Origin of the sequence: Streptomyces sp. FXJ1.172, assembly GCF_001636945.3 — a bacterium.
Classification (GTDB): Bacteria; Actinomycetota; Actinomycetes; order Streptomycetales; family Streptomycetaceae; genus Streptomyces.
Map to the genome: position 1 here is coordinate 8,036,823 of NZ_CP119133.2, position 24,950 is coordinate 8,061,772.

General features: G+C 72.8%; 17 protein-coding genes. 11 read left to right on the forward strand and 6 right to left on the reverse strand.

Features of this window, described 5'->3' with window-relative positions:
• Positions 1–7 precede the first annotated feature (7 nt).
• Positions 8–985, reverse strand: coding sequence for a beta-ketoacyl-ACP synthase III (locus A6P39_RS36345; RefSeq protein ID WP_067051983.1), 978 nt, complete (start codon positions 983–985; stop codon positions 8–10).
• Positions 986–1,335: 350 nt separating this feature from the next.
• Here A6P39_RS36345 and A6P39_RS36350 point away from each other — a divergent pair, with 350 nt between their 5' ends.
• Both A6P39_RS36350 and A6P39_RS36355 read left to right on the forward strand, forming a co-directional pair.
• Positions 1,336–1,578, forward strand: coding sequence for a response regulator transcription factor (locus A6P39_RS36350; RefSeq protein ID WP_234379110.1), 243 nt, complete (start codon positions 1,336–1,338; stop codon positions 1,576–1,578).
• The gene (locus tag A6P39_RS36355; protein ID WP_067051980.1) at positions 1,575–2,306 is read left to right on the forward strand and encodes a 4'-phosphopantetheinyl transferase family protein; all 732 of its coding nucleotides are present in this window, start codon (positions 1,575–1,577) and stop codon (positions 2,304–2,306) included. Before A6P39_RS36350 ends, A6P39_RS36355 begins: the two co-directional genes overlap by 4 nt.
• A gap of 30 nt (positions 2,307–2,336) precedes the next feature.
• Here the strand turns inward: A6P39_RS36355 and A6P39_RS36360 are convergent, their stop codons facing one another.
• The 5 genes from A6P39_RS36360 to A6P39_RS36380 all read right to left on the reverse strand — a co-directional run bounded on the left by A6P39_RS36360 (position 2,337) and on the right by A6P39_RS36380 (position 6,834).
• Entirely contained in the window at positions 2,337–3,257 is a 921-nt protein-coding gene (locus tag A6P39_RS36360) for an SDR family NAD(P)-dependent oxidoreductase (RefSeq protein ID WP_067051978.1), read from the reverse strand.
• A gap of 58 nt (positions 3,258–3,315) precedes the next feature.
• Positions 3,316–4,326, reverse strand: coding sequence for an SDR family oxidoreductase (locus A6P39_RS36365; RefSeq protein WP_067051976.1), 1,011 nt, complete (start codon positions 4,324–4,326; stop codon positions 3,316–3,318).
• The gene (locus A6P39_RS36370; protein WP_067051974.1) at positions 4,323–5,648 is read right to left on the reverse strand and encodes an NAD(P)/FAD-dependent oxidoreductase; all 1,326 of its coding nucleotides are present in this window, start codon (positions 5,646–5,648) and stop codon (positions 4,323–4,325) included. The genes A6P39_RS36365 and A6P39_RS36370 overlap by 4 nt, the downstream gene beginning before the upstream one ends.
• 62 nt (positions 5,649–5,710) lie before the next feature.
• The gene (locus A6P39_RS36375) at positions 5,711–6,586 is read right to left on the reverse strand and encodes an SAM-dependent methyltransferase (protein WP_067051972.1); all 876 of its coding nucleotides are present in this window, start codon (positions 6,584–6,586) and stop codon (positions 5,711–5,713) included.
• Positions 6,583–6,834 (reverse strand): acyl carrier protein, encoded by a 252-nt coding sequence (locus A6P39_RS36380; protein ID WP_067051970.1) that lies wholly within the window; start codon positions 6,832–6,834, stop codon positions 6,583–6,585. Before A6P39_RS36380 ends, A6P39_RS36375 begins: the two co-directional genes overlap by 4 nt.
• Positions 6,835–7,212: 378 nt before the next feature.
• Between A6P39_RS36380 and A6P39_RS36385 the strand changes: the two genes are divergently transcribed.
• The 9 genes from A6P39_RS36385 to A6P39_RS36425 all read left to right on the forward strand — a co-directional run bounded on the left by A6P39_RS36385 (position 7,213) and on the right by A6P39_RS36425 (position 24,949).
• A complete protein-coding gene (locus A6P39_RS36385) occupies positions 7,213–8,061 on the forward strand; it encodes an alpha/beta fold hydrolase (RefSeq protein WP_067052143.1) in 849 nt (282 codons plus the stop codon).
• A gap of 435 nt (positions 8,062–8,496) precedes the next feature.
• Positions 8,497–14,340, forward strand: a complete 5,844-nt coding sequence (locus A6P39_RS36390) for a type I polyketide synthase (RefSeq protein ID WP_159396145.1) — start codon at positions 8,497–8,499, stop codon at positions 14,338–14,340.
• A gap of 3 nt (positions 14,341–14,343) precedes the next feature.
• Positions 14,344–18,324, forward strand: coding sequence for a type I polyketide synthase (locus tag A6P39_RS36395; protein ID WP_275883939.1), 3,981 nt, complete (start codon positions 14,344–14,346; stop codon positions 18,322–18,324).
• Entirely contained in the window at positions 18,306–19,316 is a 1,011-nt protein-coding gene (locus A6P39_RS36400) for a 3-oxoacyl-ACP synthase III family protein (RefSeq protein WP_067051962.1), read from the forward strand. The genes A6P39_RS36395 and A6P39_RS36400 overlap by 19 nt, the downstream gene beginning before the upstream one ends.
• A complete protein-coding gene (locus A6P39_RS36405) occupies positions 19,313–20,710 on the forward strand; it encodes an NAD(P)/FAD-dependent oxidoreductase (RefSeq protein WP_067051959.1) in 1,398 nt (465 codons plus the stop codon). The genes A6P39_RS36400 and A6P39_RS36405 overlap by 4 nt, the downstream gene beginning before the upstream one ends.
• On the forward strand, positions 20,707–21,756 hold the full coding sequence (locus tag A6P39_RS36410; protein ID WP_067051957.1) for an AfsA-related hotdog domain-containing protein: 1,050 nt from the start codon (positions 20,707–20,709) through the stop codon (positions 21,754–21,756). The genes A6P39_RS36405 and A6P39_RS36410 overlap by 4 nt, the downstream gene beginning before the upstream one ends.
• A 3-nt stretch (positions 21,757–21,759) precedes the next feature.
• The gene (locus tag A6P39_RS36415; RefSeq protein WP_079133642.1) at positions 21,760–23,091 is read left to right on the forward strand and encodes a protoporphyrinogen/coproporphyrinogen oxidase; all 1,332 of its coding nucleotides are present in this window, start codon (positions 21,760–21,762) and stop codon (positions 23,089–23,091) included.
• Positions 23,088–23,936, forward strand: coding sequence for an SDR family NAD(P)-dependent oxidoreductase (locus tag A6P39_RS36420; RefSeq protein WP_067051955.1), 849 nt, complete (start codon positions 23,088–23,090; stop codon positions 23,934–23,936). Before A6P39_RS36415 ends, A6P39_RS36420 begins: the two co-directional genes overlap by 4 nt.
• Positions 23,937–23,941: 5 nt before the next feature.
• On the forward strand, positions 23,942–24,949 hold the full coding sequence (locus A6P39_RS36425) for an acyl-CoA desaturase (RefSeq protein WP_067051953.1): 1,008 nt from the start codon (positions 23,942–23,944) through the stop codon (positions 24,947–24,949).
• Position 24,950: the final 1 nt, after the last annotated feature.

Below are 24,950 nucleotides of genomic sequence, written 5' to 3' on the forward strand. Positions count from 1 at the left end.
CGGTCCGTCAGGGGCAGGTCACCACCTGCGCCGCGTAACTGAGTCCGGCCCCGAAGCCCATCAGCAGGACGGGGTCGCCGGAACGCAGCCGGCCGAGGTCGATGAGACGGGTCAGGGCGAGCGGGACGGAGGCCGCCGAGGTGTTCCCCGTCTCCACGATGTCGCGGGCGATCGCGGCGCCGGTCGCGCCGAGAGTGCGCGCGAGATGCTCGATCATCCGCAGATTGGCCTGGTGCGTGACGAACCCCTTGAGGTCCCCGGGAGCCACACCGGCGTGCGCACAGGCCGCTCGGGCAACCTCGGTGAGTTCGGTGGTGACCCAGCGATAGACCGCCTGCCCGCTCATCGTCACGCTGCTGTGCCGGTCGGGAATGGCGACCAGGGAGGCCTTCTCCCCGTCACCGCCCCACACCACCGGGTGGATTCCCGTGCGTTCGGCGGGCACGACGACCGCCGCGCCCGCTCCGTCCGCGAAGATCGTGGCGGTGTCCACGTCCGTGGGATCCACCCAGTCCGTCATCCGCTCGGCCCCGACGACCAGCGCGCAGCGGCTCGTGCCGGAGCGGACCAGTCCGTCGGCGATGCCCAGTGCGTAACAGAACCCGGCGCAGGCGGCGTTGACGTCGAAGGCCGCGACCGTGGGGATGCCGAGCAGGGCGGCGACGGACGCCGCGCCGTTCGGCATCGGGGACGGCATGGAACAGGTCGCGAGGATGACCAGATCGACGTCGGCCGGGCCCAGCCCCGCCGTCGACAGGGCCTTCGCGGCCGCGTGGGCGCCCATGCCCGGCACCGAGTCGCCGGGCCCCGCGAAGCGCCGCTCCCGGATGCCGACGCGCCGCTCGATCCATTCGGCGGACACGCCGAGCGGATTCCCCAATTCCGTGTTGCTCACTATTCGTTCCGGCCGGAAGTCGGCGACAGCGGCGATGCGTGAACCGGCCCGGGCTTCGTGGACGACGGGTGCGGACGGATGGAACGACATTAGTCACCTCGGTTACTCTGCGGCACTGCGGCGCGCCGTTTGCATCCGGTTTCCGCCGCTCTTCATGCGGGGGTAAGCATGTTCAAAAGAAGTTGCCAACCTCCTGCGATCGCCGCAGTACAGGCGGGCAGGAAGCGGCTTCTCCGATCCCGCCGACAGGGACTGCCGTCGGTTTACGGCTGACAACTTCCCAGTACAGCAGTAGAGTTCAGGCATCACGGGGGTGATGGCCATTCGGCATCTGGTTCATGCAATTTCTCCTGTGGTTGACAATTCATTCGAGGGTTGGAGAGCGCATGAACGGGGACAGCGCACCAATGGAAATCGCGGGAGCCGTAAGGCTGGCACACGTGGATCTCTCGGCGCTGGATACGCTGACACCTCGCGAGCGGGAAGTGCTCCGAGTGCTGCCGATGGGGGAAGGCAACCGGGCCCTGGCCCGCCGCCTCGGCATCGCCGAACGCACGGTGAAGGCCCATCTGACGAGCATCACCCGCAAACTGGGCCTGCGGAACAGGGTGGATGCCACGCTGGTGTCGGTGCGCTGGGCGGAGCAGCTCGGCTCCGACGGGACGTTCCCCGAGCGCACGTGACGACGACTCCGGACAGTCCCGGCGAGGTCGCCGTGTGGACCTTGTGGATCCCCGATCACGCCGAGGCGGCAGCCGGCAGCGCGTGGATGCTCGATGCCGAGGAGGCCGCGCGAGCCGCCGGCTTCCAGGACCAGGTGGCCCGGCAGCGGTATGTCACCTCCCACGTCGGCCTTCGCGTGCTGCTCGGCGGGTATCTGGGGATCGCCCCGCAGGACGTGGAGTTCCTCCGTGAACCGTGCGGGATGCCGGACTGCGAGGAGCCGCACGGGCGGCCGGTGATCGCCGGCCGCCCCCGGCCCTCCTTCTCGCTGTCGCACGCCGGCGACGCGGCCCTCTTCGCGATCGCCGAGTCGCCCGTCGGCGCGGACATCGAGTCGGCCGGGCTCGCGGGGGACGGCCTCGCCGGTGCGGGCCGCCGGCTGCACACCGAGGAACGGCGTGCGGTCGCCTGCCTTCCGCCGGCCCTGCGCGACCGGGCCCTGCTGGGCTGCTGGGTGCGCAAGGAGGCGTACTTCAAGGGCCTCGGGACCGGGCTCGCCGCCGGCATCGGCCGCCATCACGTGGGCCTTCCCGAGGAACTGGCGCCCGCCTGGGCCCCGCCGGGACCGGCGGGCTGGTCCCTCGTGGACGTGCCCGCGCCCGCCGGATACCAGGCCGCCGTCGCCGTACGGGACGGGGGCGCGGGCAATGGCCTCGCCGTCCGGGTCCGCCCCCTTCGGCTTCCGTAGTGCCGGCCGGCCCATCGCTCGCCGCCCCGCCTACCGGTCCTGGCCGCTGCTCGCGCTGACCACCTTGTTCAGGCGGTGCATGCGCGTGGCCAGGCTCATCCGGCCCTCCAGGCGGAAGGCCGGCGGACGACGGCCGTCGACGTCGGTGAAGCCGTACTCGGCCGCCAGATCGCCGGTGCTCAGCACCTGACCCGAGCGCTCCATGACCTGCGGGTCGGTGACCAGCGCGGCGACCGCACGGCCCACGTACTCGGGCGAGTGCACCACCGACGCCGGGCCGCTGCCCATCGCCGCCCAGGCCGCCTCCACCCGCTCGGTCCGGACGAAGCCCGGATGCAGGCAGAGCGCCGCGACCCCGCGCTTGCGCAGGTCCGCGGCCATGCCCCGGCACATGCGGTCGGCGGCCGACTTGAAGACGTCGTAGCCGACCTGCCCGAGGTAGATGTCGCCGTCGGAGAAACTGATGCCCACCACCAGGCCGCTCTGCTGCGGGAGCATCAGCGGCACCAGCCTGCGGGTCACGTCGTACTGCCCGCGCAGGGATGCCTCGAACAACTCGTAGCGCCACAGCGGCTGTTCCCAGAACGGGGCGTCGAAGCGGACCTCGGCGGACCGCTCGTACCCGCCCCAGGCGTTGTTGACGAGGAGGTCGAGGCGGCCCTGGTCCGCCGCCACCCGTTCGGCGAGGGCCGCGTTGTCCGCCGGATCCCCGTGGTCGCAGCGCAGCGCGATGCCCTTGCCGCCGCGGCGGGTCACCTCCTCCGCGGTGTCCTCGACCGTGCCGGGCATGTTCTCGGTGCGCTCGCCGGTGCGGGTGCTGCGGCCCGTGACGTACACGGTCGCGCCCGCCTCGCCGAGGGCGAGCGCGATGCCGCGGCCCACGCCCCGGCTGGCCCCGGTGACCACGGCCACCTTTCCGCCCAGGTCCGGGGCGTTCCAGGTGTCGTTCACGCCAGTGTCCTTCCGTTGGTGTCGGTTGCGCAGAGCCGGCGGGGACCGTGCGGTCCGCTCAGCCGAGGTGCTCGGCGGCGTACTCCAGGCCGGCCAGGTAGGCGGCCGTGTCGTCCACGCGCGCCACGCCGTAGCGCTCGCGCAGTTCGGGCATGGAGGTGGGCAGGACGCCGCCGCTGCACCGGGTGACCTCGCTGACGTCGCGGAGGACCGAGAGGTAGGAGCGGGTCATCGGGGGAGTCCTGGCCAGGACGTCCGGGTCGAGCGTGTCGGCGTCGACCAGCGGCGGCAGGGTGAGCGACCGGCCGCGCCCGGCCACGTGCTTGGCGAGCACCTCCAGGCAGGTCTCGGTGTCCATGGCCTCCTCGCCGTACGTCACCCAGAACTCGCCCTCGTCGTCGCCGAGTTCGATGGCGCGCAGCACGGCCTGCGACAGCAGGTCCTGCGGTACGAAGTCCATGCGGATGCCGGGGTGCACCGGGATGAACGGCGCCCGGCCCCGGGCCAGCCAGTCCGACATCAGCTGGACGATCTGGCCCCGTGAGGTCCAGCCCGTCCTCGAGTCGCCGATGAGGTTCGTGGGCCGGAAGACGGTGTGCGGCAGCCCGCTGTCCCGCAGCAGGTGCTCCGCCCGGTGTTTGGAGCGGATGTAGTTGACGCAGACGTTGCCCTCGCTGAGCGGTACGGGCGCGTCCGGCGCGAGCGCGGCCACGAATGCGGTGCTCATGAAGTGGACGGTGGCACCGGCCCGTTCGGCGAACTCGGCGACGCGGCGGGTGCCCTCGATGTTGATCGGCTCGTACCGTTCGGCGGGCAGGCCCCACTCGGTCAGGCCGGCCGAGTGGATGACGACGTCCACCTCGGCGGCGAGCGCGGCGTAGCCGTCCGCGTCCAGCCCGAAGCGGTCGGCCGTCATGTCCAGAGCCAGGGGCGGCTCCTGCGCCTCGGGGACCGGTGAGCTGTGCGCGGCGGGGATGATCCGGGGGCCCGACGGCCCGCTCTCGCGCAGGATGCTGCGGCCCACCACACCGGAGGCTCCGGTCAGCAGGACCGTGCGACGGGCCGTCATACCCGCGACTCCTTCCAGTCCAGCAGCCGGGCCACCGCACGGGCGCCGACATAGAGAGCCGGATCCGGAGGGAAGTTCGCGGGCGGCTTGCGCCGCTCGTCGTCCACGAACAGCAGCCGCGAGTAGTCCGTGTCCTTGCCGAGGGTGAGGTCCCGCAGCACCTTGCCGCCCGTGTGGGTCGCGGCGATCCCGTTCCCGCAGTAGCCGTACCCGTAGAGGATGTTGCCGCCGGCCAGGGAACCGAAGTGGGGGGCGTAGTCACGGACGACGTCCGCGGTGCCGCCGTAGGCGTAGGTGAACTCCACGTCGGCCCACATCGGGAAGAAGCGGAGGAACTCCTGGTGGATCTGGCGGTACACGCCGGGCCGGTTCATGTTCCGCTGCCGTTTGTCCCGGCCGTAGTAGTACGGCGCGGGCCCGCCGGCGAACATGATGCGGTTGTCGTGGGTGAACCGGGCGCATGTCAGCAGCGACTTGGCCTCGACCATGCCCTCGCGGCCGGCCCACTCCACCCGGGCGAGCTGGGCGTCGGTGAGGGGCTCGCTCACCATCGCGTACGTCCAGATCGGCACGACCTTCCGGCGGAAGGGCGGGAAGGCGGACATGTGGACGTTCGTGGCGAGGACGACCTTGTCCGCGGTCACCCGGCCGCCGGCGGTGACCACGCTCGGCCGTACACCGGGTTCGACGCGCAGACAGGGCGACTGGTCGTAGATCGTGACGCCCTTGTCACGGACGACGCGGGCGATGCCGCGCGCCAGCTTGAAGGGGTTGACCAGGGCCCCGCCGGTACGCATGCTGCCGATGACCGCGGGCGAGCCGATGATGGCCCGGGACTCCTCACGCGGCAGGATCTCCGCCTGCGCCGCGCCCATCCGCTCGGCCAGGGCACGGTCCTGCTCCAGCCGCCCGAGCTGCGCGGCGTCGGTGGCGACCATCAGGTAGCCGCTGGTCTCGTACTGCGCGTCGATACGGTTCCTGCGCAGGAACCTGCCGATCTCCAGGATCGAGCGGCCCACAGCCTGCGAGGCCTCCAGGGCCCGCTGCAGACCGAATTCCTTGACCAGGGCTTGAATGTCCTTGCCGATGGTCGGGGTGACGAATCCGTCCGCGCGGCCCGATGCCCCGTAACCGGAGTGGTTCGCCTCCACGATCCGGATGTCGAGCGCGGGCTCGGCCTCTTTGAGGAAGTACGCGGTCCACAATCCGGTGAAGCCGCCCCCGACGATACACACGTCACAGTCGACGGTTTCCCGCAACGGGGCTCCGACGGTGACCTGTTCGGTGTCGTGCCAGTAGACGACGTGTTTGTATGCGTTCACTTCAGTGCTCCTCAACAGGTCCACCGGACCGGCCGTCGGCGGGCGGGTTCTCGGACCGCTCCTCACACGGCTTCGAGGATGAGCCGGGACAGACCCAGATGACGGTTGGCGAAGTGGCCGACCGTCGAGCCCAGATAGCGCTCGTAGTTGGCGACGTTGTCCTCACCGGCGATGGCCACGGCCCGGTCGCGGTTGGCCCGCAGGCGCTTCAGCCATTCCTGGCAGGTACGGCTGTAATGGTCCGGGTCATTGCGCAGCCGCACGATGTCGAAGCGTTTCTCGCTCGCCTCGACGACCTCGGAAAGAGCCGGTATCTCGGATTCCGGAAAGATGATGTCGATGATGAACATCAGGTCCCGGACGGTCTGCTTGTCCATCCGGACGTTGTTGCCCTTGATGTTGGTCTGCAGCGCCAGCCGGCCGCCCTTCGGCAGCCAGGCCCGGCACCGCTCGAAGAACTCGCGGTAGGCGGCGACGCGCTCGGCGCGGGTCAGGCCGGTGCGGGCGAAGTGCTCGAAGGCGCCGATGGAGATGACGGCGTCGTACGGCTCGTCCGGCTGGTGGTCGAGCCAGTTCTCCACCCGCACCTCGGTGCGCGGCAGCGCGATCTCGCGCAGCCACTCGGCCTGGCTGTCGCTGAGCGTGAGGCCGACCGCGTGCTGGACGCCATGGGTGTTGACCAGGCGGTCCAGCAGGCTGCCCCAGCCGCAGCCGACGTCGAGGACCCGGCGGGCGCCGGATGCGCGGGCGCCCTCGATCAGATGGTCCAGCTTGCGCTGCTGGGCGGTCTCGAGGGTGTCCCCGGGGTCGCCGAAGTCCCACAGCGCGCAGGTGTAGGTGCGGCCGGCGTCCAGCCACAGGGCGAAGAAGTCGTTCGACAGGTCGTAGTGGTGCCGAATGGATTCCGCCGTGGCGCCCTGGTAATCGGTGGCCGTCACGCGGCGGCGCCGCCCTTCGCGCTCTCCTGCGCGAGCGCCACGAGATCCGCCACCGTCTTGACCCCGGCGGCCTTGCTCTCGTCGAACTCGATACCGAGATCGTCCTCGATGCCGTAGACGATGTCGGCGATCTGCAGGCTCGAAAGGCCCACCGAGTCGAAGGCGGTGTCCGCACCGAGCGTGTAGGAGTCCGCCTTGCTGCCGAGCTTCTTGGCGATACGGGCGCAGACCTCTTCAGAAGTAATCACGGAAAATGCCCTTCCAGTGACTAGGCGATGGTGGTCGGAGAGAGAGTTCCTGTGGCGTGCGGCCCCACCGCACCGCCGGAGGAGCCGGGGGTGGTTTCGGGGGGACGACGGGAACAGCCGCGCATCACACCGCGGCAAGTTCTGGCCAAGACAGGCGAGTTGTCACCGTACCCAGACGGCCCGCTGATGACCATTGCCCTTAAGGGCAATGATCGTTTCCGGGAAAGTTCATGGTGGCGAAATCGGGCCGGAGGTGTTTTGCTTGCTCACGGCTCACCTGGACGGGGGCGGTGCGCCGTCGGCTGGTCATGTACGGTGACAGCCGGCTTCGGCGCCGTTCCCAACCTCCTCATCCAGACCGGGACCAAGGAGATGCGAATGGCCGAGGTACACCTTGCGGCGGGGACGGTGGAGTACCAGGACACCGGTGGCAAGGGTCCTGTGGTGGTCCTGCTGCACGGTGTCGCGATGGACGGTTCCCTGTGGCGCAACGTGGTGAGACCTCTGCGCGCGGATTTCCGGTGCGTGGTCCCGACGCTGCCCCTGGGCGGGCACCGCACGCCCATGCGGCCGGATGCGGACCTGTCCGTCGCCGGAGTGGCCCGGCTCGTCGCGGAGTTCCTCGACGCACTGGACCTGCGTGACGTCACCCTGGTGATGAGCGACTGGGGCGGGGCTCAGGCCCTGGTGGCCCTCGGCCGGGACGAGCGGATCGGCCGGCTCGTCATCACCTCCTGCGAGGCGTTCGACAACTTCCCCCCAGGTGTGCCGGGTTCCAACCTGTACATGTCCGCGAAGATGCCGGGAGGCATCAACCTCGCCTTCAAGCTGCTGAAGGCGAAGCCGATGCGGCGACTGCCCATGACCTGGGGATGGATGAGCAAGCGACCCGTTCCGCACGAGGTGATGGACGCCTGGTTCACCCCCTTGTGGACCTCGGCGGAGATCCGCCGGGATCTGCGCAAGTACGTCCTGGGCGTCCCGCAGAAGAGCGAACTGCTGCGGTGGGCGGAGAAGTTGCGGGACTTCGACCGTCCGGCTCTCGTGGCCTGGGCGGCCGAGGACAAGGTGATGCCGCTCGAACACGGGCGCAGACTCGCCGAGCTGCTGCCCAAGAGCGAGCTGGTGGAGATCGCCGACAGCTACACCCTCATCCCCGAGGACCAGCCGGCCCGACTCGCCGCACACATCAGGTCGTTCCTGCTCACGGGAAAGGCCGCCGGGTAGGCCGCGGACAGGCCTGCGCCACCGGTCGGTACGACGGCCACGACAGCAGGAGGCGGTGCCGGTGCCCTCGGGCATCGGTGAGTGAGGTGGCGGGCTCCCGCCTGTCCGGGTGCGGTCCGGGACCGGGCGTGCGGGCCGGCCGCAGGGCGCGGGAGCGTGTGCCCGCGAGCAGGAACGCACGGCCGTGACGGACCCGCCGCCGTCAGGGCGGCACCGGTCTCCGTGACCCCGGGGTGGTCCCGGACGGAGAACTGGAGTTGATGGATCCGGAAAAGATACCGGGCAGGCGGATTGCTTTGACGTGCGCTGACCCGGCCGGTCAGGGACGGAGCCGGGGCGGACGCCCGGCCGTACGGCGGGACCCTCTGTGACCGCTCTCCTGCGCGGGAGCGTGGCGAGGCGTGACCAGCGCAGGGCGATGACGTGGAGGACGGCATGACGGACAGCAGGGACGCGGCAGACCCGATGGACGACCGGAGCAACCCACTGAAGGAGCGGCTGGCCGCGCTGCGGGCGGACGCCCGGTACCCGGTCCTCCTGCACCTGGTGCGGGAGCAGACCGCCGAACTCCTCGGCACCGCCCCGGAGGACGTCGCACCCGACCTCGCCTACCGTGACTTCGGCTACAACTCCCTGGCCGCGGTGGAGCTGACGAACGGCCTGAGCGCGGCCTGCGGACTCGAACTGCCCCTCACCCTCCTCTTCGACCACCCCACGCCCGCCGCGGTGGCCGCACACCTCCAGGAGCTGCTGGGGTTCGCGCCGACAGCCGCCGAGACACCCGAAGCCGGGGAGGAACCGGGCTCCGGCGCCGGCGACGACCCCATCGCGGTGGTGGGCATGGCCTGCCGCTACCCGGGCGGTGTCGCCTCCCCCGCCGGCCTGTGGGAGGTCGTGGCCGCCGGGCGCGACGTGATCTCGCAGTTCCCGGCCGACCGGGGCTGGGACCTGGACGGGCTCTTCTCGGACGACCCGGAGCAGCCGGGTACGAGCTACGCCCGCACCGGCGGATTCCTCGAATCGGTCGCCGACTTCGACGCCGACTTCTTCACGATCGCCCGGCGCGAGGCGCTCGCGATGGACCCGCAGCAGCGGCTGCTCCTGCACACCGTGTGGGAGTCGCTGGAACACGCGGGTATCGATCCCGGCTCCCTGCGCAGGTCCCCGACAGGTGTGTACATGGGCAGCAGCGGCCAGGACTACGAGCAGGTGGCCCGCTCGGGGCCGCAGGAGCTGGAGGGCTACTGGGGCATCGGCTCGGCCGGCAGCGTCCTGTCCGGCCGTGTCGCCTATGCCTTCGGCTTCGAGGGCCCCGCGCTCACGGTCGACACCGCCTGCTCGTCGTCCCTGGTGAGCGTGCACCTCGCCGCCCAGGCGCTGCGCGCCGGCGAGTGCTCCCTCGCCCTGGCCGGCGGCGCCGCCGTGATGGCGACACCCAAGGTGTTCACGGAGTTCAGCAGGCAGCGCGCGCTCTCCCCGGACGGGCGGTGCAAGTCGTACGCGCAGGCCGCGGACGGTACCGGCTGGGCCGAGGGCGTCGGGGTGCTCGTCCTGGAACGCCTCAGCGAGGCCCGGCGGCTCGGCCACCGCGTCCTCGCCCTCATCCCCGGCTCGGCCGTCAACCAGGACGGCGCGAGCAACGGTCTGACGGCACCGAACGGTCCGTCGCAGCGACGGGTGGTGCAGCAGGCGCTGGCGGCGGCCGGCCTGCGCCCGGGCGACATCGACGCGGTCGAAGGCCACGGCACCGGTACGAAGCTCGGCGACCCGATCGAGATCGACGCGCTCGTCTCGGTGTTCGCCGGGGACCGTCCGGACGGCAGGCCCTTGCGGCTGGGTTCGCTGAAATCCAACATCGGGCACAGCCAGGCCGCGGCGGGCGTCGGCGGCCTCATCAAGATGATCATGGCCCTGCGCCATGAGGTACTGCCCCGTACCCTGCACGTCGACCGGCCCACCCCCAAGGCGGACTGGACGAGCGGCGCGGTCGCCCTGCTGACGGAGGCGACGCCGTGGCCGCGCGGCGCGCGCGTGCGGCGGGCCGGGGTGTCGGCGTTCGGAGTCGGCGGGACCAACGCGCACGTCCTGGTGGAGGAGGCGCCGAACGACGCCCCGGCGACCGGGCAGCCGGCACCGGGCGACCAGCAGGCACCGGCGGACGGGGGCCCGGGCGGCACCCCACCGCCCGTCGTGCCCTGGGTGCTGTCCGCCAGGACCCCGGCCGCCCTCGCGGAGCAGGCCCGCCGGCTGCACACGCACCTCACCGCCCGGTCCGAAGCCACCCCCGTCGAGGTGGGGGCCGCACTGGCGCTGACCCGGGCCCACTTCGAGCACCGCGCGTCCGTGACCGCGGCCACCCGCGCCGAACTCCTCGAAGCCGTGGCCGCGCTCGCCCGCGGCGAGAGCGCGGAAGGGACCGCCCTGGGCCGGGCCCGCACCGGCGCCAGGACCGTCTTCGTCTTCCCCGGGCAGGGCTCGCAGTGGCTCGGCATGGGCCGCGAACTCGCCGACGCCCACCCGGTGTTCGCGGAGAAACTGAGCGCCTGCGCCGAGGCGCTCGCGCCCCACGTCGACTGGTCGCTCGACGCCGTGCTGCGCGGTGAGCCCGGCGCACCCGCCCTGGACCGCGTGGACGTCGTACAGCCCGCCCTGTTCGCCGTGATGGTCTCGCTCGCCGCACTCTGGCGGCACCACGGGGTGCATCCGGACGTCGTCGTGGGCCATTCCCAGGGCGAGATCGCGGCCGCCCACGTCGCCGGCGGGCTCTCGCTCGAGGACGCGGCCCGCGTCGTGGCGCTGCGCAGCCGGGCCATCGCCACCACCATGGCCGGACAAGGAGCGATGGCCTCGGTGACCGCGTCCCCCGACCGGCTCCGCCCGCTGCTCGACCGCTGCGGCGGACGCATCTGCGTGGCGGCCGTGAACGGGCCCTCCTCCCTGACCGTCTCCGGCGACCCGGCCGCCCTCGACGAGCTGCTCGCGCTGTGCGCCGCCGAGGACATCTGGGCCCGGCGCGTCCCCGTCGACTACGCCTCGCACTCCCCGCAGGTGGAGTCCGTCGAGGACTGGCTCGCCGAGGCCCTCGCCCCCCTCGCGCCCCGCTCCGGCCAGGTCCGCTTCCACTCCACGGTCACCGCCGCCGAGATGGACACGGCCACGCTCGACGCCGGCTACTGGTACCGGAACCTGCGGCAGCCCGTCCGCTTCGACGAGGTCGTGCGGGACCTGCTCGCCCAGGGCCGCACGACGTTCATCGAGGTGAGCCCGCACCCCATCCTGACGGTTGCGCTGGAGCAGACCGTGGAGGCCGCGGGCGCCGGTGCCGCCGTCCTCGGCTCGGCCCGCCGCGGCGCCGAACGGGCCCGCTTCACCGCCGCGCTCGCCGAGGCGCATGTGCACGGAGCACCGGTCGCCTGGGACGCCCTGTTCGACGTGCGGGCCGCACGCCGTACGGAGCTTCCGACCTACGCCTTCAGGACGGCCCGGCACTGGGCCACCCCACGCCCCGGCGGGGGCGACGTCACCGGGGCGGGGCTACGGCGTACCGGCCACGCGCTGCTCACCGCGGTCACCGAACTCGCCGACAGCGACGGGTGGTTGCTGACCGGCCGGGTCTCCCTCGCCCTGCACGGATGGCTGGCCGACCACGCGGTCCACGGCACCGTCCTGCTGCCCGGCACCGCCTTCGTGGACATGGCCGCACAGGCGGCCGAGCTGACCGGCTGCGACATGGTGAGCGAGCTGACCCTGGAGGAACCGCTGGCCCTCGCCGACGAACAGGCCAAGGACCTGCAGGCGACGGTCGGGGCGCCCGACGCGACGGGACGCCGGCCACTGGCCGTCCACGCCCGCGCCGTCGGCACCGACGAGCCGTGGACCCGGCACGCCTCCGGCTTCCTGGCGGTGGCCCCGTCGCCCGCCGTACCTCCGGCGGCTGCGCAGGCCTGGCCCCCGCCCGGCGCCACGCCCGTCGACGTCGACGCCCTCTACGAAGACCTCGCCGACCGGGGCTTCGGCTACGGACCCGCCTTCCAGGGGCTGCGCGCGGCCTGGCGGCACGACGGCACACTCTTCGCGGAGGCGGACACCACGGCGGCCGGTGACGGCTTCGGAATCCATCCCGCGCTGCTCGACGCGGCGTTCCACGCCCAGCTGAGCGAACTGCCGTCCGCCGGCGCCGAGTCGGGGCAGGTGTGGCTCCCGTTCACGTGGTCCGGCATTCGGCTCGAGGGGCCGGGCGCGACCCGGCTACGGGTGACGCTCACCGCGCGGGGCGAAGGGGTCGTGGCCATGTCCGCGACCGACGAGACCGGCGCCCCCGTGGTCTCCGTCGAGTCGGTGGTGGCCCGCCCGGTGTCCGCGGCCGGATCCGCGTCCCTGGGCCCGGCCGCGCAGGCGCTGTTCCGCCTGGAGTGGCAGCCCGGGCCGGCCGCGACCGCGCCGGTGGCCGCCGTGGCCCGGCCGGTGCTGCTGGGTACGGCCGAGGGCGTGCTGCCCGCTGCGGACGCCACGGTGTACGGCGATCTCCCGGACCTCATCGCCGCCGTCGACACCGGCGCCCCCGTCCCCGAGACCGTGATCGCCCCGGTCCCCGGCACACCGACGACCGCCGGCGAGGTCCGCGCCCTCACGCGCCGCACCCTCGCCCTGCTCCAGGGCTGGCTGGCCGACGAGCGTCTCGCCGGCTCCCGGCTGGTCCTCGTCACCCGTGGCGCCGTAGCCGCCGGCCCCGACGACACCGCCCTGCGGCCGGGCCTCGCACCCGTGTGGGGTCTGGTCCGCGCCGCCCAGTCCGAGCACCCCGGGCGGTTCACGCTCCTCGACCTGGACGGCACGCGGACACCCGCCTTCGCCACGCTGCCGGTCGCAACCGAGCCGCAGCTCGCCGTGCGCGACGGCATCGTCCGCGTACCCCGCGTCGTACGCACCCGCACCACCGGGAACGCCGGACCGCTGCCGTTCGACCCGGACGGCACCGTGCTCGTCACCGGCGGCACCAGCGGCATCGGCGCCCACGTGGCCCGGCACCTCGTCACCGAGCACGGCGCCCGGCACCTGCTCCTGGCGAGCCGCCGGGGCGAGGCTGCCGCCGGGGCGGCCGGGCTGGCCGCGGACCTGCGCGCACTCGGCGCCGACGTCACCGTCGCCGCCTGTGACGTCGCCGAGCGCGACCAGGTGGCCCGGCTCCTTGCGGCCGTACCGCCGGCCCACCCGCTCACCTCCGTGATCCACTCCGCCGGCGTCCTGGACGACGGTCTGCTCGAAGCGCTCACCGGCGAACGCCTCGAGCGCGTCCTGCGGCCCAAGGTGGACGCCGTACTCCATCTGCACGAGCTGACGGCCGGCGCACCGCTGCGCTCCTTCGTGCTCTTCTCCTCCGTGGCCGGGACCATCGGCGGCGCCGGACAGGGCAACTACGCGGCTGCCAACACCTTCCTCGACACCTTCGCGCAGTGGCGGCGGGCGCATGGGCTGCCGGGCAGCTCGCTCGCCTGGGGGCTGTGGGAGGAGGCGAGCGGCATGACCCGGCATCTGGAAGGGGCCGGAGTGGCACAGCTCGGCAGGTCGGGCCTCGCCCCGCTGGCGACCGGCGAGGCGCTGCGGCTCTTCGACACCGTGCACGGCACGGACGACGCGCTGCTCCTGCCCGCGTGGATCGACCTGGGCGCCCTGCGTGCCCAGGCCCGCGACGGCGTGCTCCCGCCCGTCCTCGCCGCGCTCGTACCCGCCGCGGGACGCCCGGCGCACTCCCGCGCGGGTACGCTGCGCACGCGGTTCGCGGCCACCGGGCCCGAGGAGCGTGACGCGCTCCTCATGGCTGTCGTGGCCGACGAACTCGCCGCGGTCCTCGGCGCGGACGCCGGGGCGTTCGATCCCGAACGGCCCTTCAAGGACCTGGGACTGGACTCGCTCGGCGCCGTACGACTGCGCAACCGGCTGGGCCAAGCCACCGGGCTCACCCTGCCCTCGACCCTCGTCTTCAGCCATCCGCGGGTACCGGACCTAGCCGCCCGGCTGCGGACCCTGCTGGAGCAGAGCGCCGAACCCGACGGCCGCGAGCAGGAACAGGGCGCCCCGGCCGTGAACGCCGAACTGGACCGGCTGGCCGCGCTGCTTCCTTCCGTCGGGCCGGGTGACGTCGACGCCGTCGGCGCCCGGCTGCGCTCCCTGCTCACCTCACTGCCGGGCGGGGAGCGTGCCGAGGCCGGGCCCAGTGTCGAACACGCCACCGCCGACGAGATCTTCGACCTGATCGACAACGACCTGGGGGTGGCCTGAGCCATGGCGGACGACGACAGGACACTGAGCTACCTCAAGCGGGTGGTCGGCGAACTCCAGCGCACCCGCGAGGAGTTGGAGCGAACCCGGCAGCGTGTCACCGAACCGGTCGCGATCGTCGGCATGGCCTGCCGCTACCCCGGCCACATCGCGTCCGCCGATGACCTGTGGGACGCCGTGGTCCAGGAGCGCGACGTCGTCGGTGACTTCCCCGAGGACCGGGGCTGGGACCTCGCCGGCCTCTTCGACGACGACCCGGACCGGCCCGGGACCACGTACACCCGCGCGGGCGGATTCCTCGACGGGGCAACGGAGTTCGACGCCGAGTTCTTCGGCATCGGACACGTCGAGGCTCTCGCCATGGACCCGCAGCACAGACTGCTCCTGGAGACCGTCTGGGAGTGCCTGGAGAACGCCGGCATCGAACCCGGCACGCTGCGCGGCTCCCGTACCGGCGTGTTCGTCGGCACGACCGGTCAGGACTACGCCCAGCTCGCCCGCTCCGGTCCGAGCGACCTGGAGGGCTACTGGGGCATCGGTTCGGCGGGCAGTGTCCTGTCGGGGCGGGTCTCCTACGTGCTCGGATTCGAGGGCCCCGCCCTCACCATCGACACGGCCTGCTCCTCCTCCCTCGTCGGTGTGCACCTGGCGGCGCAGGCGCTGCGCGCCGGCGAGTGCTCGCTCGCCGTCGCGGGCGGTGTGACGGTGATGTCCACGCCCGGTGTGTTCACCGAGTTCAGCAGGCAGCGCGGCCTCTCGCCGAGCGGCCGCTGCCGGTCCTTCGCCGAGGCGGCCGACGGCACCGGCTGGAGCGAGGGCGTCGGCGTCGTCCTCCTGGAGCGGCTCGGCGAGGCCCGGCGCAACGGCCACCGTGTCCTCGCCGTCGTCAGGGGCTCGGCCGTCAACCAGGACGGCGCGAGCAACGGGCTCACCGCCCCCAACGGCGTCTCCCAGCAGCACGTCATCGGCCAGGCACTGGCCGCGGCCCGGCTGCGCCCCGCCGATGTCGACGCCGTCGAGGGCCACGGCACCGGCACCTCGCTCGGTGACCCCATCGAGGTCGACGCGCTGAACGCCGTCTACGGCCGCGAGCGCGGCAGCGCGCCCCCCGTCGGGCTCGGTTCGCTGAAGTCCAACCTCGGGCACACCCAGGCGGCCGCCGGTGTCGGCGGTCTCATCAAGATGGTGCAGGCGCTGCGCCACGAACTGCTTCCCCGCACCCTGCACGTGGACCGGCCCACCCCCAAGGCCGACTGGTCCGACGGCGTCCGGCTGCTGACCGAGGCCACACCCTGGCCCCGCGGGGAGCGGATCCGCCGGGCCGGTGTCTCCTCCTTCGGCATCAGCGGCACCAACGCGCACGTCATCGTCGAGGAGGCGCCCGAGGAGGCACGCGGGGAAGCCCCTGAGCAGGCAGGCGGGGAAGCGCCCGGTGCCGTGCCGGAGCGGCCCGGGTCGCAGTCTGCCGCCCTGCCCGTGGTCCCCTGGGTGCTCTCGGCCCGGACGCCCGCCGCCCTGCGCGGCCAGGCCCGCCGCCTGCACACGCACCTCACCGCGCACCCCGGTACCCCGCCCGCCGAGGTCGGCGCCGCCCTGGCCCGCACCCGGACCCGGTTCGAGCACCGCGCCGTCGTCATCGGAGCCGGAGCCGACGAACTCCTCGCCGCCCTCGCCGCCCTGGGCGAGGGCGAGCTGCCGGGCCGTGCCGTACGGGGCGTGGCCGCGCGCGCCCGCAAGGCGGCCTTCCTGTTCTCGGGGCAGGGCTCCCAGCGTGCCGGAACGGGACGGGAACTGCTTGCCGCCCACCCGGTGTTCGCCGACGCGCTCGAGGCGGTGTGCGACGAGCTGGACCGGCACCTGCAGACCCCGCTGCGGCAGGTGATGTTCGCCGCCGAGGGCACCGAGCAGGCCGGCCTGCTGCACCACACCGGCTACACCCAGCCGGCCCTGTTCGCCCTGGAGGTCGCCCTCTACCGCCTCGTGGAGTCGTGGGGCTTCACCCCCGACCTCCTGCTCGGCCACTCGGTCGGCGAACTGGCCGCCGCCCATGTCGCCGGAAGTCTCTCGCTCGCCGACGCGAGCGCACTGGTCGCGGCCCGCGGCGCGCTGATGCAGGCGCTGCCGGCGGGCGGTGCGATGGTCGCCGTGCAGGCGTCGGAGGAGGAGGTGCGCGCGAGCCTTCAGGGGCACGCGCAGCTGGCGGTGGCAGCCGTCAACGGCCCGCGCTCCGTCGTCGTGTCCGGCGCCGCCGAGGCCCTCGACGGCTGGGCGGCCCGCTGGCGGGAGCAGGGCCGTCGCACGCGCCGGCTGCGGGTGAGCCACGCCTTCCACTCGCCGCTGATGCGGCCCGCGCTCGGCTGCCTCGCCGAGGTCGCGGGCAGTCTGAGCTACCGCGCGCCGCGCATTCCCGTCGTCTCCGCCGTCACCGGCACCCTCGCCGACCCGGCCGCCTTCGCCACCGCCGACTACTGGGTGGCCCAGGCCGAGCACCCGGTCCGTTTCCTGGACGGCGTGCGCACCCTGGAGAACGCCGGGGTGAGCGCCTTCCTGGAACTCGGGCCGGCCGGGGTGCTCACCGGCATGGCGCAGGACTGTCTTCAGGACCCCTCGGCGGCCGTGCTCGCCTCCGCGCTCGGCGGGAGTGGTCCCGAGCCCGTCTCGCTGGTGACCGCGCTCGCCGAACTGCATGTCGGGGGCGCGGGCGGCGACCTGGAGGGTCTGTTCGCACCGGGGGCGGGCCGCGGGGTGAGCCTGCCCACGTACGCGTTCCAGCCGCGCCGGCACTGGATCGACCTGCCGCGGACCGCGCCCGGACCGGGTGCACCGGACACCGGTGTGTCCCTGCCGGAGCGGCCCGCGGAGGAACCCGCCCGCCCGGCGCGGACACCGGACGCCCTCGCGCTCGTCCAGGCCCAGGCGGCCCTCGTCCTCGGCTACGACGACGCCGCGACCGTGGCCGCGGACAAGACCCTGCTGGAACTCGGCATCGACTCGCTGGGCGCGGTCCGGCTCCAGCGGCGCCTGGCCTCGGTCACCGGACTCGAACTGCCGGCGACGCTGCTCGTGGACCACCCGACGCCGCGGGCGATCGCGGACCACCTGCGGCCGCTGATCGCCGGGGCCTCGGATGCGGCGCACGGACCCAGGGCCGAAGACGGCCCTGCCACGGTCCTCAAAGCCGCTCACGCCCGGGGCGAACTCCCCTCCGTCATACCGCAGTTGCGCCAGGCCGCCACCCGACTGCCGTCCTTCCCGGGCCCGGACCGGCCCGCCGCCCCGCCCCGGCCCACCCTGCTCTCCGACGGGCCGGCGGAGCCCGCCGTGGTGTGTGTGCCCTCCTTCCTGGCCGGTTCGGGCCCGCACCAGTTCGCACGGTTCGCCGCCGGCTTCCGGCACCGCCTGCGCATGTCGGCGCTCACACTGCCCGGCGTCGGCATCAACTCGGCGCCCCTGCCAAGCACTTGGGACTCGGCGATCGACAGCCTGGCTGACGCGACCCGCTCGGTTGCGGCCGGCGCCCCGGTGCTGCTCGCCGGGCACTCCATCGGAGGCGCCCTCGCGCACGCCGTCGCCGCCCGCCTCGAACGCGCCGGGCACGAGGTCACGGGCGTCGTCCTGATCGACACCTACGAACCCGAACCCGGCCAACAGGGCGAGGTGTTCGGCTGGGCGATGGGACACATCCTGTCCGGGGAGCAGACGTCGGCGGCCGTCGACGACGCGGCCGTCCTGGCCATGGGCGGCTATCTGCGCCTCTTCGACGACTGGGCCGCCGACCCGCTCGCCGCCCCCGCCCTGCTCCTGGCCGCCGAGCGCGGCCCCGACGCACCGGACAGCGGAGCCTGGCGCCTGTGGCGGGCGGCGGACACCGTCACACGGGTCGCGGGCGATCACTTCTCGCTCCTCGAGGAACACGCCGCCGAGACGGCACGGACGGTCGAGGACTGGCTTCGAAAGGAACTCTCATGCAGCCCGTCGGCATAGTCGACTTCGGCAGCCATCTGCCCGAGAACGTCGTGGGACCCGAGTTCTTCCACGACCCGGACGCCCCGGTCGACCCCCTCGCCAACGCCCCGCTGTTCAAGGTCCCCGCGACCCGGCACCACGTCGCACCGGACGAGCGGGCCTCCGACATGATCGCGAAGGCCGCCGCGCCCCTCTTCGAACGGCTCGGCGGGAAACCCCCCGTGGACGTGTTCCTCACGAACGTGCTGCTCCCGGACGACCCGTTCATGGGCGTCGGAGCCCAAGCCGCCCACCGCCTCGGCATCGACCCCGAGTGGATCGTGGACCTGCACAACGCGGGCTGTGCCTCGTTCATGTACATGCTCCAGCTGGCCCAGAAGATCATGGCCGACGGCACCGCCAGGACCGCCCTGGTCGCCAACGTGCAGAACACCGCCGGGCAGATGTTCGCCCAGTCCGAGGTGCGCAAGCGCTCCCACGCGGCGATCCCGGGCGACGGCTGTGGCGTGGCCTACCTGCGGGCGGGCGGCGGTTCGCCGATCCTCGGGGTGCGCAGGCGCAGTACGCCCGAGTACTCGGTCGACCTGGGCCTGTCCGCGTCGGACGGGCGCAAGTACTGGGAGCCCGGCACCGGGCAGACGGACATCTGGTTCGACACGGAGAAGCAGAAGGAGATCCTCGAGCGCGGCAACACCCTGGTGCCCGAGCTGGTCCGGGAACTGTGCGCGGACCTCGGCGAGGATCCCGCCGGCATCGACGTCCTGGTCACCAACCAGCCGAACCGGATCTTCCTGCGGAACTGGCGGCAGGCCCTGAACCTCGACGCCAAGCGGCACCTGGACACCTTCGACCGCCTCGGCAACCTGTACGGAGCGGCGGTGCCCATCACTCTCGACCAGGCCGCGCGCGCCGGCGAGCTGCGCGACGGCGACCTCGTCGTGATGTCCGGGTTCGCCCACGCCGGTGACTTCGCGGCCGCGGCCGCGGTGCGCTGGAACGGCGCGTCATGAGTGCCGCGGGAACGGACGTCGCCACGGAGGACTTCGACGTCGTCGTCGTGGGCGCACGGTGCGCCGGCGCCACGCTCGGCGCACTCCTGGCCCGCCGGGGCCTGAGGGTCGCCGTGCTCGATCAGGCCGCGCGGATCCGCTCGACGCTCTCCTCGAACATCCTCCAGGCCGACTCCCTCGCTTTCCTCCACCGCCTCGGCGTCATGGACGAGTTGCGGGCCGCAGGGGTCACCACGATGAGCCACGTCGACATGCGCCTGGAGGAGTTCCGCGCGGTGGCCGCCTTTCCGCAGCAGGCCGGAGACGCCGGCGGAGCGGCCTGCATCCGCCGGGAGGTCCTCGACCCCGTGCTCGTGGGCGCGGCCCGCACCGCCGGCGCGCAGGTCCGGCTGGGCACGCGCGTGCTCGGGGTGGTCCGCGAGGGCGGCCGCGTCGCGGGCGTCCGGGCCGCCCTGGGCGGCGCCGAGACCGTCCTGCGCGCCCGGCTCGTCGTCGGCGCCGACGGCCGCACCTCCACGGTCGCCCAGGCCTGCGGCTCGCGCATGTACCACGTCAGCCCGGGCGAACGCAGCTACTACTGGACGTACTTCGAGGGCGCCGACCCCGGCGAGCACCCCACCTTCGTCTTCCACCGCTGGGGCGACCGGCACATGCTCGGCGGCCCCGCCGACAACGGCCTCTACATCGTCGGTGTCTCCCCGCAACGGCACGAGCGCGAGTCGTTCCGGACCGACCTCGAAGGGTCCGTCATGGCGCACGCCCTGCGCTGCGCGCCCATTGCCCGGGCCCTGTCGGGCGCCACCCGGGCGAGCAGGATCTACGGCATCCGCCGCTTCTTCGGATACTTCCGGGAGGCGTCCGGCGCCGGCTGGGTGCTGCTCGGGGACGCCGGGCACTTCAAGGACCCGGCGGGCGGCCGCGGTATCGGTGACGCCTTCCACCAGGCCGAGCGGCTGGCCGCGGCGATCGCGGCGGCGCTGCCCGACCCCGGCGAACTCGACCGCGCCACGGCCCGGTTCGGCGTATGGCGGGACCGCACGTACGCCGAGTACTACGGGCTGGCCGCGGACCTCGGCGTCGCCGGACCCATCGCGGGCGTCGTCCCCCGCGTCGTGCGCACCCTGCACGCCAAGGGCGCGATGGACGGCGTCCTGAACCTGCTCAGCCACCGCGCCCGCGTCATGGACGTCCTGACGCCCGGACGGGTGCTGGGCGCCACCGGCGCGGCCCTGTGGCACGGCCGGGGCGGACGCCGGTCCGCCGTGGCGGAGCTGGCCCGGCTCGCCACAACGGAGATCCGCCGCCGCGGGGCGATGCGCACGCCCGTCTACGAAAGCGGCCCCCACCCGGGCCCCGTCCAGCAGGACTCGCTTGAACCGGAGCCGACCAGATGACCAGTACCCTTCCGTCCGCGAACACCCCCGCAACCCTTCCGCCGCCCGGCGTCCGGCTGGACTTCGAGCAGACCGTTCCGCGCTCGCTGGCGCACCGCAGCCAGATCGGCGAGGTGTTCGTCGCCGATTCCGCGCAGAGTTCGGACGACGACTTCCACCTGTCGTTCCAGGTTCCGCGCGCGCACAGCCTGTGGTCGGACCGGGACCCCGCGCACCATGACCCGTTCGCATCCGCCGAGGCCGCCCGGCAGTCCATCTTCGTCCTGCTGCACCGGTACGTGGGTGTGCCCGTGGGCGCCCCCTTCAGCCTCCAGCGGATCGCACTGCGGGTCGAGGACCCGCAGGCCTACGCCAACGACGGGACCACTCCGCTCCAGGGCCACCTGCACTTCCGCGTCGCCGAACGACAGGGCAGGGGCTCGGACGTGGTGAGCATGGTCCTGTCGGGCGTCATGGAGATCGCCGGCCGGCGGGCGATGACGCTCAGTGCCGTCCTCGCCTTCATGTCGCAGGAGGACTACGACGTCTTCCGGGCCTTCCAGCGGGCGCAGAAGCCGGTGGCCACCGCCGAGCTGACGCCCGCGCGCCCGCTCGCGCCGGTGCTCGTCGGCCGCGAACTGCGGCGCAACGTGGTCATCGGCTCGCCCGGCCCGGACAGCACCGGGCCGGACGACGGCACGGCACGCTATCTGCTCGCCGCCGACCGGAGCCACCCCGCGTTCTTCGACCACGAGTACGACCATGTGCCCGGCCCCCTGATGGTCGAGGGCCTGCGGCAGGCGGCCGTCGCCGCGGCCTGCCGCAGCGGGGCCCTCGCCTCGCCGCACGCGCTGCCGGTCGGCTGCGAGGCGTCCTTCCTGGACTTCGCCGAGTTCGAGGCGGATCTCACCTACGAGGCGGAGGTCCACCCGCCCGGCACGGACGGCCGCCTGCCGGTGACCGTCCGGCTGCGGCAGTTCGGCGCGACGGTCGTCGAGGGCCGTATCGAGCTGCTGCCGGACACCGGAGCACTGTCCCGTCCCACCGCACAAGGCCACGGAGTCTGATTCATGTCACTGGAACCCACACAGCAGCGGGTGGCCGTGGTCGGCGGCGGTATCGCGGGCCTGACCGCCGCCCTCCGGCTCGACCTGCTCGGCTACCACGTCGAGGTCATCGAGGCCGACGGCACGCTGGGCGGCCGCTTCGGCCTGGACAGGCTGGGCGACCGGCCGGTCATGACCGGCGGCAAGAACATCGGCCGCGAATACCACACCTTCCGCTGGTTCACCGCGGAACTGGGCTGCGACGCGTACGACAGCTTCGGGTACAACGCCTCCCGCATCAAGGACGGCCAGATCCTGACGCTCGACAGCGAGCGCCGCAGCCAGACCCTGAAGAACATCCGGCGCATGGGATCGGCCCGGGACTTCACGCGGATGGCGGCCATGGCAGCCCGCATCCGCGCCGACCGGCGCAACCGCTTCCTCGGCTCCCGCTACTTCACCGGCGTCTCACGCAGGCACGACCACGCCCCCCTCAGCGAGTTCTTCGGCCCCCAGATGACGGACATGCTGGTACGGCCCATGGTGATCCGGAACAACGGAGCCGAGCCGCACGAGGTCTACCCCGGCACGTTCGGCACCAACATCGCGATGCTGCTGGACCACTACGACCAGCTCTCCGACGGCATCCAGCCCGTACTGGAGGCGTTCGCCAAGCGCGTGCCGGTCAGGCTCAACGCGCGCGTGACGGACCTCGTGATCCGCGGCGGCAAGGTCACGGGCCTGCGGATCTGCGAGGACGGCGCCGAGCCGAGGACCGCCGACTACGACGCCGTCGTGCTCGCCACCCCCGCGTACGCCACGGCCGAGATAGTCCGCTCGGTCCGGCCCGCACTCGCGGGCAGGCTGGCCGACGTCACCTACTTCCCGTCGACCGTGGTCCTCGTGGAGTACGACCGGGACATCTTCACGCACGAGGTGCGCGCGCTCGCCATGGACGACGGGCCGTGCACCAACGCCGGCTCGTACGGCCAGGAGGAGCGCCACATCGTCCGCTACACCTACAGCGGTCGCGAGGGCAGGCTCACCGACCTCAGCCCGCAGAACATCGACAGGTTGACCGGCCAGACCGAGGAGCGGCTGCGCAGATACCTCGGCGCCCCGCGCGCCGAGCGGGTCAACCTCCTGGTCAAGCACTGGAAGGCCGCCTACAGCGGCTATCTGCCGTACCACGCCGAATTCCTGGCCGAGGTCCGCGAGAGCGTCGCGCAGATCGCCGGCCTGGAACTCGCCGGCGACTACATCCAGGGCGTGTCCATCGAGGGCTGCGCACGGACGGGCCGCGCGGCGGCCGGGCGGATCGCCGGCCACCTCGGCTCGCCGCGGCGGCCCGCATGAACGGCGCTAAGTGGGCGGTGGTCACCGGCGCCTCCTCGGGCATCGGCGAACACCTCGCGCGGGGCCTCGCCGCCCGCGGACACGACCTGTGGCTCGTCGCGCGCGGTACCGAGGCCCTGGAACGGCTCGCCAAGGAGCTGCAGGAACGGCATCGCGTCACGGTCCGGGTCAGAACCTGCGACCTCGCGGACCCGGCCGCGCGCGGCGCGCTGACCGAGGAGCTGGCCGGGGAGCCGGTGTCGGTGCTGTGCGCCAACGCCGGGTTCCCGACCTGCGGGCCGTTCAGCACCAACGACCCGGCGAAGGAGACTGCCGAGGTCCAGGTCAACGTGGTCGCGCTGCACGCCCTCACCCAGGCCCTGCTGCCCGGGATGCTGGCGCGCGGACACGGCCGGATCCTGGTCACCGGCTCCACCGCCGGCTGCCAGCCCGTGCCGACGGCGGCGACCTACGCGGCGACCAAGGCCTTCGCCAACAGCTTCGCCGAGTCGCTCCACGTAGAGCTGCGCGGGACCGGGGTGACATGCACCCTGCTCGCCCCCGGTCCCGTGCGCACCAACTTCTACCTGGAGGGGGGCATCCAGGACCTGCAGAAGCACGCGTTCCTCGCCTGGCTCACCCCCCGCCGGGTCGCCGAGGCGGGCCTGCGCGGCATGGCGGAAGGACGCCGTGTGGTGGTCCCCGGCCCCGTCGCCAAAGCCCAGTACCTCGCGGGCCGCCACACCCCCCGCGCACTGCTCTTTCCCGTGCTGGGCGCGGCAGTTCTGCCCCTGTTCCGCCGGGCAAGGGGCGGGACCGGGGGCACCATCCCGAACCGACAGTCGGTCAACTCCCGGAAAGTGTGAGGCACATGGACGGCAGGAAACATCGCTGGTTCATCCTGGGGGCGTCCCTGATCCCGCTGCTCGCGGTCTTCGGCGCCATGGTTCTGCTCTGGAACGAGATCTTCGCCTGGTCGGACGTGGTCGTCCTGGTCATCATGTACGCCGTCTCCGGCTTCGGGATCTCCGCCGGCTACCACCGCATGCTCACCCACCGCTCGTTCGAGACGTACAAGCCCATCCGCTACGCCCTCGCCACCGCCGGAGTGATGGCCGGCCAGGGCCCGCCGCTGATCTGGGCCGCCCATCACCGCAAGCACCACCGCGTCGCCGACAAGCCGGGCGACCCGCACTCCCCGCACCTGGACTTCGAGCCGGGCTTCAAGGGCACCATGGCCGGGCTGTGGCACGCCCACCTCGGCTGGCTCTTCGACGTCAGCCTCAGCTCCGACCCGATGCGTTACTGCCCCGACCTGGTCCGCGAGAAGCCGCTGCGCTGGCTGAGCGAGAACCTGGTCCTGGTCACCGCCTCCAGCGTGGTGCTGCCCGGCCTGATCGCCTTCGGCATCACCGGCGGATCGGTGCGGGCCGCGCTGACCGGCATGCTGTGGGGCGGCCTCGTCCGGATCTTCCTGATCAACCACATGACCTACGCCGTCAACTCCGTGGGGCACGTCTTCGGCCGCCGCCGCTTCGACACCACCGACCAGTCGCGCAACGTGGCCTGGCTGTCGGTCCCCTCGTTCGGCGAGGCCTGGCACAACAACCACCACGCCTTCCCGCGCTCGGCCCGGCACGGCATGAAGTGGTACGAGATCGACCTCTCCGCGATCCTCATCTGGAGCCTGGAGAAGTCCCACCTGGCGTGGAAGGTGATCCGCATCGACCCCGAGCGCATGACCATGCGCGAGGCCAACGTCAGCCGGGTCGAGGCGGCTTCGGCGGACAAGCGGCAGCTCCTGGAGTCGCAGCAGGCCCTCGCCCCCATGGCGGAGCGGCGCCGCGACGCCGACGCCTCCCTGGTGGACGTGGAGTAGG

Excerpts from the sequence above, each read along its gene's own strand:
- A6P39_RS36395 (WP_275883939.1), top strand. The coding sequence starts at position 14,344 with ATGGCGGACGACGACAGGACACTGAGCTACCTCAAGCGGGTGGTCGGC.
- A6P39_RS36345 (WP_067051983.1), bottom strand. The coding sequence starts at position 985 with ATGTCGTTCCATCCGTCCGCACCCGTCGTCCACGAAGCCCGGGCCGGT.
- A6P39_RS36425 (WP_067051953.1), top strand. The coding sequence starts at position 23,942 with ATGGACGGCAGGAAACATCGCTGGTTCATCCTGGGGGCGTCCCTGATC.
- A6P39_RS36365 (WP_067051976.1), bottom strand. The coding sequence starts at position 4,326 with ATGACGGCCCGTCGCACGGTCCTGCTGACCGGAGCCTCCGGTGTGGTG.
- A6P39_RS36410 (WP_067051957.1), top strand. The coding sequence starts at position 20,707 with ATGACCAGTACCCTTCCGTCCGCGAACACCCCCGCAACCCTTCCGCCG.
- A6P39_RS36405 (WP_067051959.1), top strand. The coding sequence starts at position 19,313 with ATGAGTGCCGCGGGAACGGACGTCGCCACGGAGGACTTCGACGTCGTC.
- A6P39_RS36400 (WP_067051962.1), top strand. The coding sequence starts at position 18,306 with ATGCAGCCCGTCGGCATAGTCGACTTCGGCAGCCATCTGCCCGAGAAC.
- A6P39_RS36420 (WP_067051955.1), top strand. The coding sequence starts at position 23,088 with ATGAACGGCGCTAAGTGGGCGGTGGTCACCGGCGCCTCCTCGGGCATC.
- A6P39_RS36390 (WP_159396145.1), top strand. The coding sequence starts at position 8,497 with ATGACGGACAGCAGGGACGCGGCAGACCCGATGGACGACCGGAGCAAC.
- A6P39_RS36385 (WP_067052143.1), top strand. The coding sequence starts at position 7,213 with ATGGCCGAGGTACACCTTGCGGCGGGGACGGTGGAGTACCAGGACACC.
- A6P39_RS36415 (WP_079133642.1), top strand. The coding sequence starts at position 21,760 with ATGTCACTGGAACCCACACAGCAGCGGGTGGCCGTGGTCGGCGGCGGT.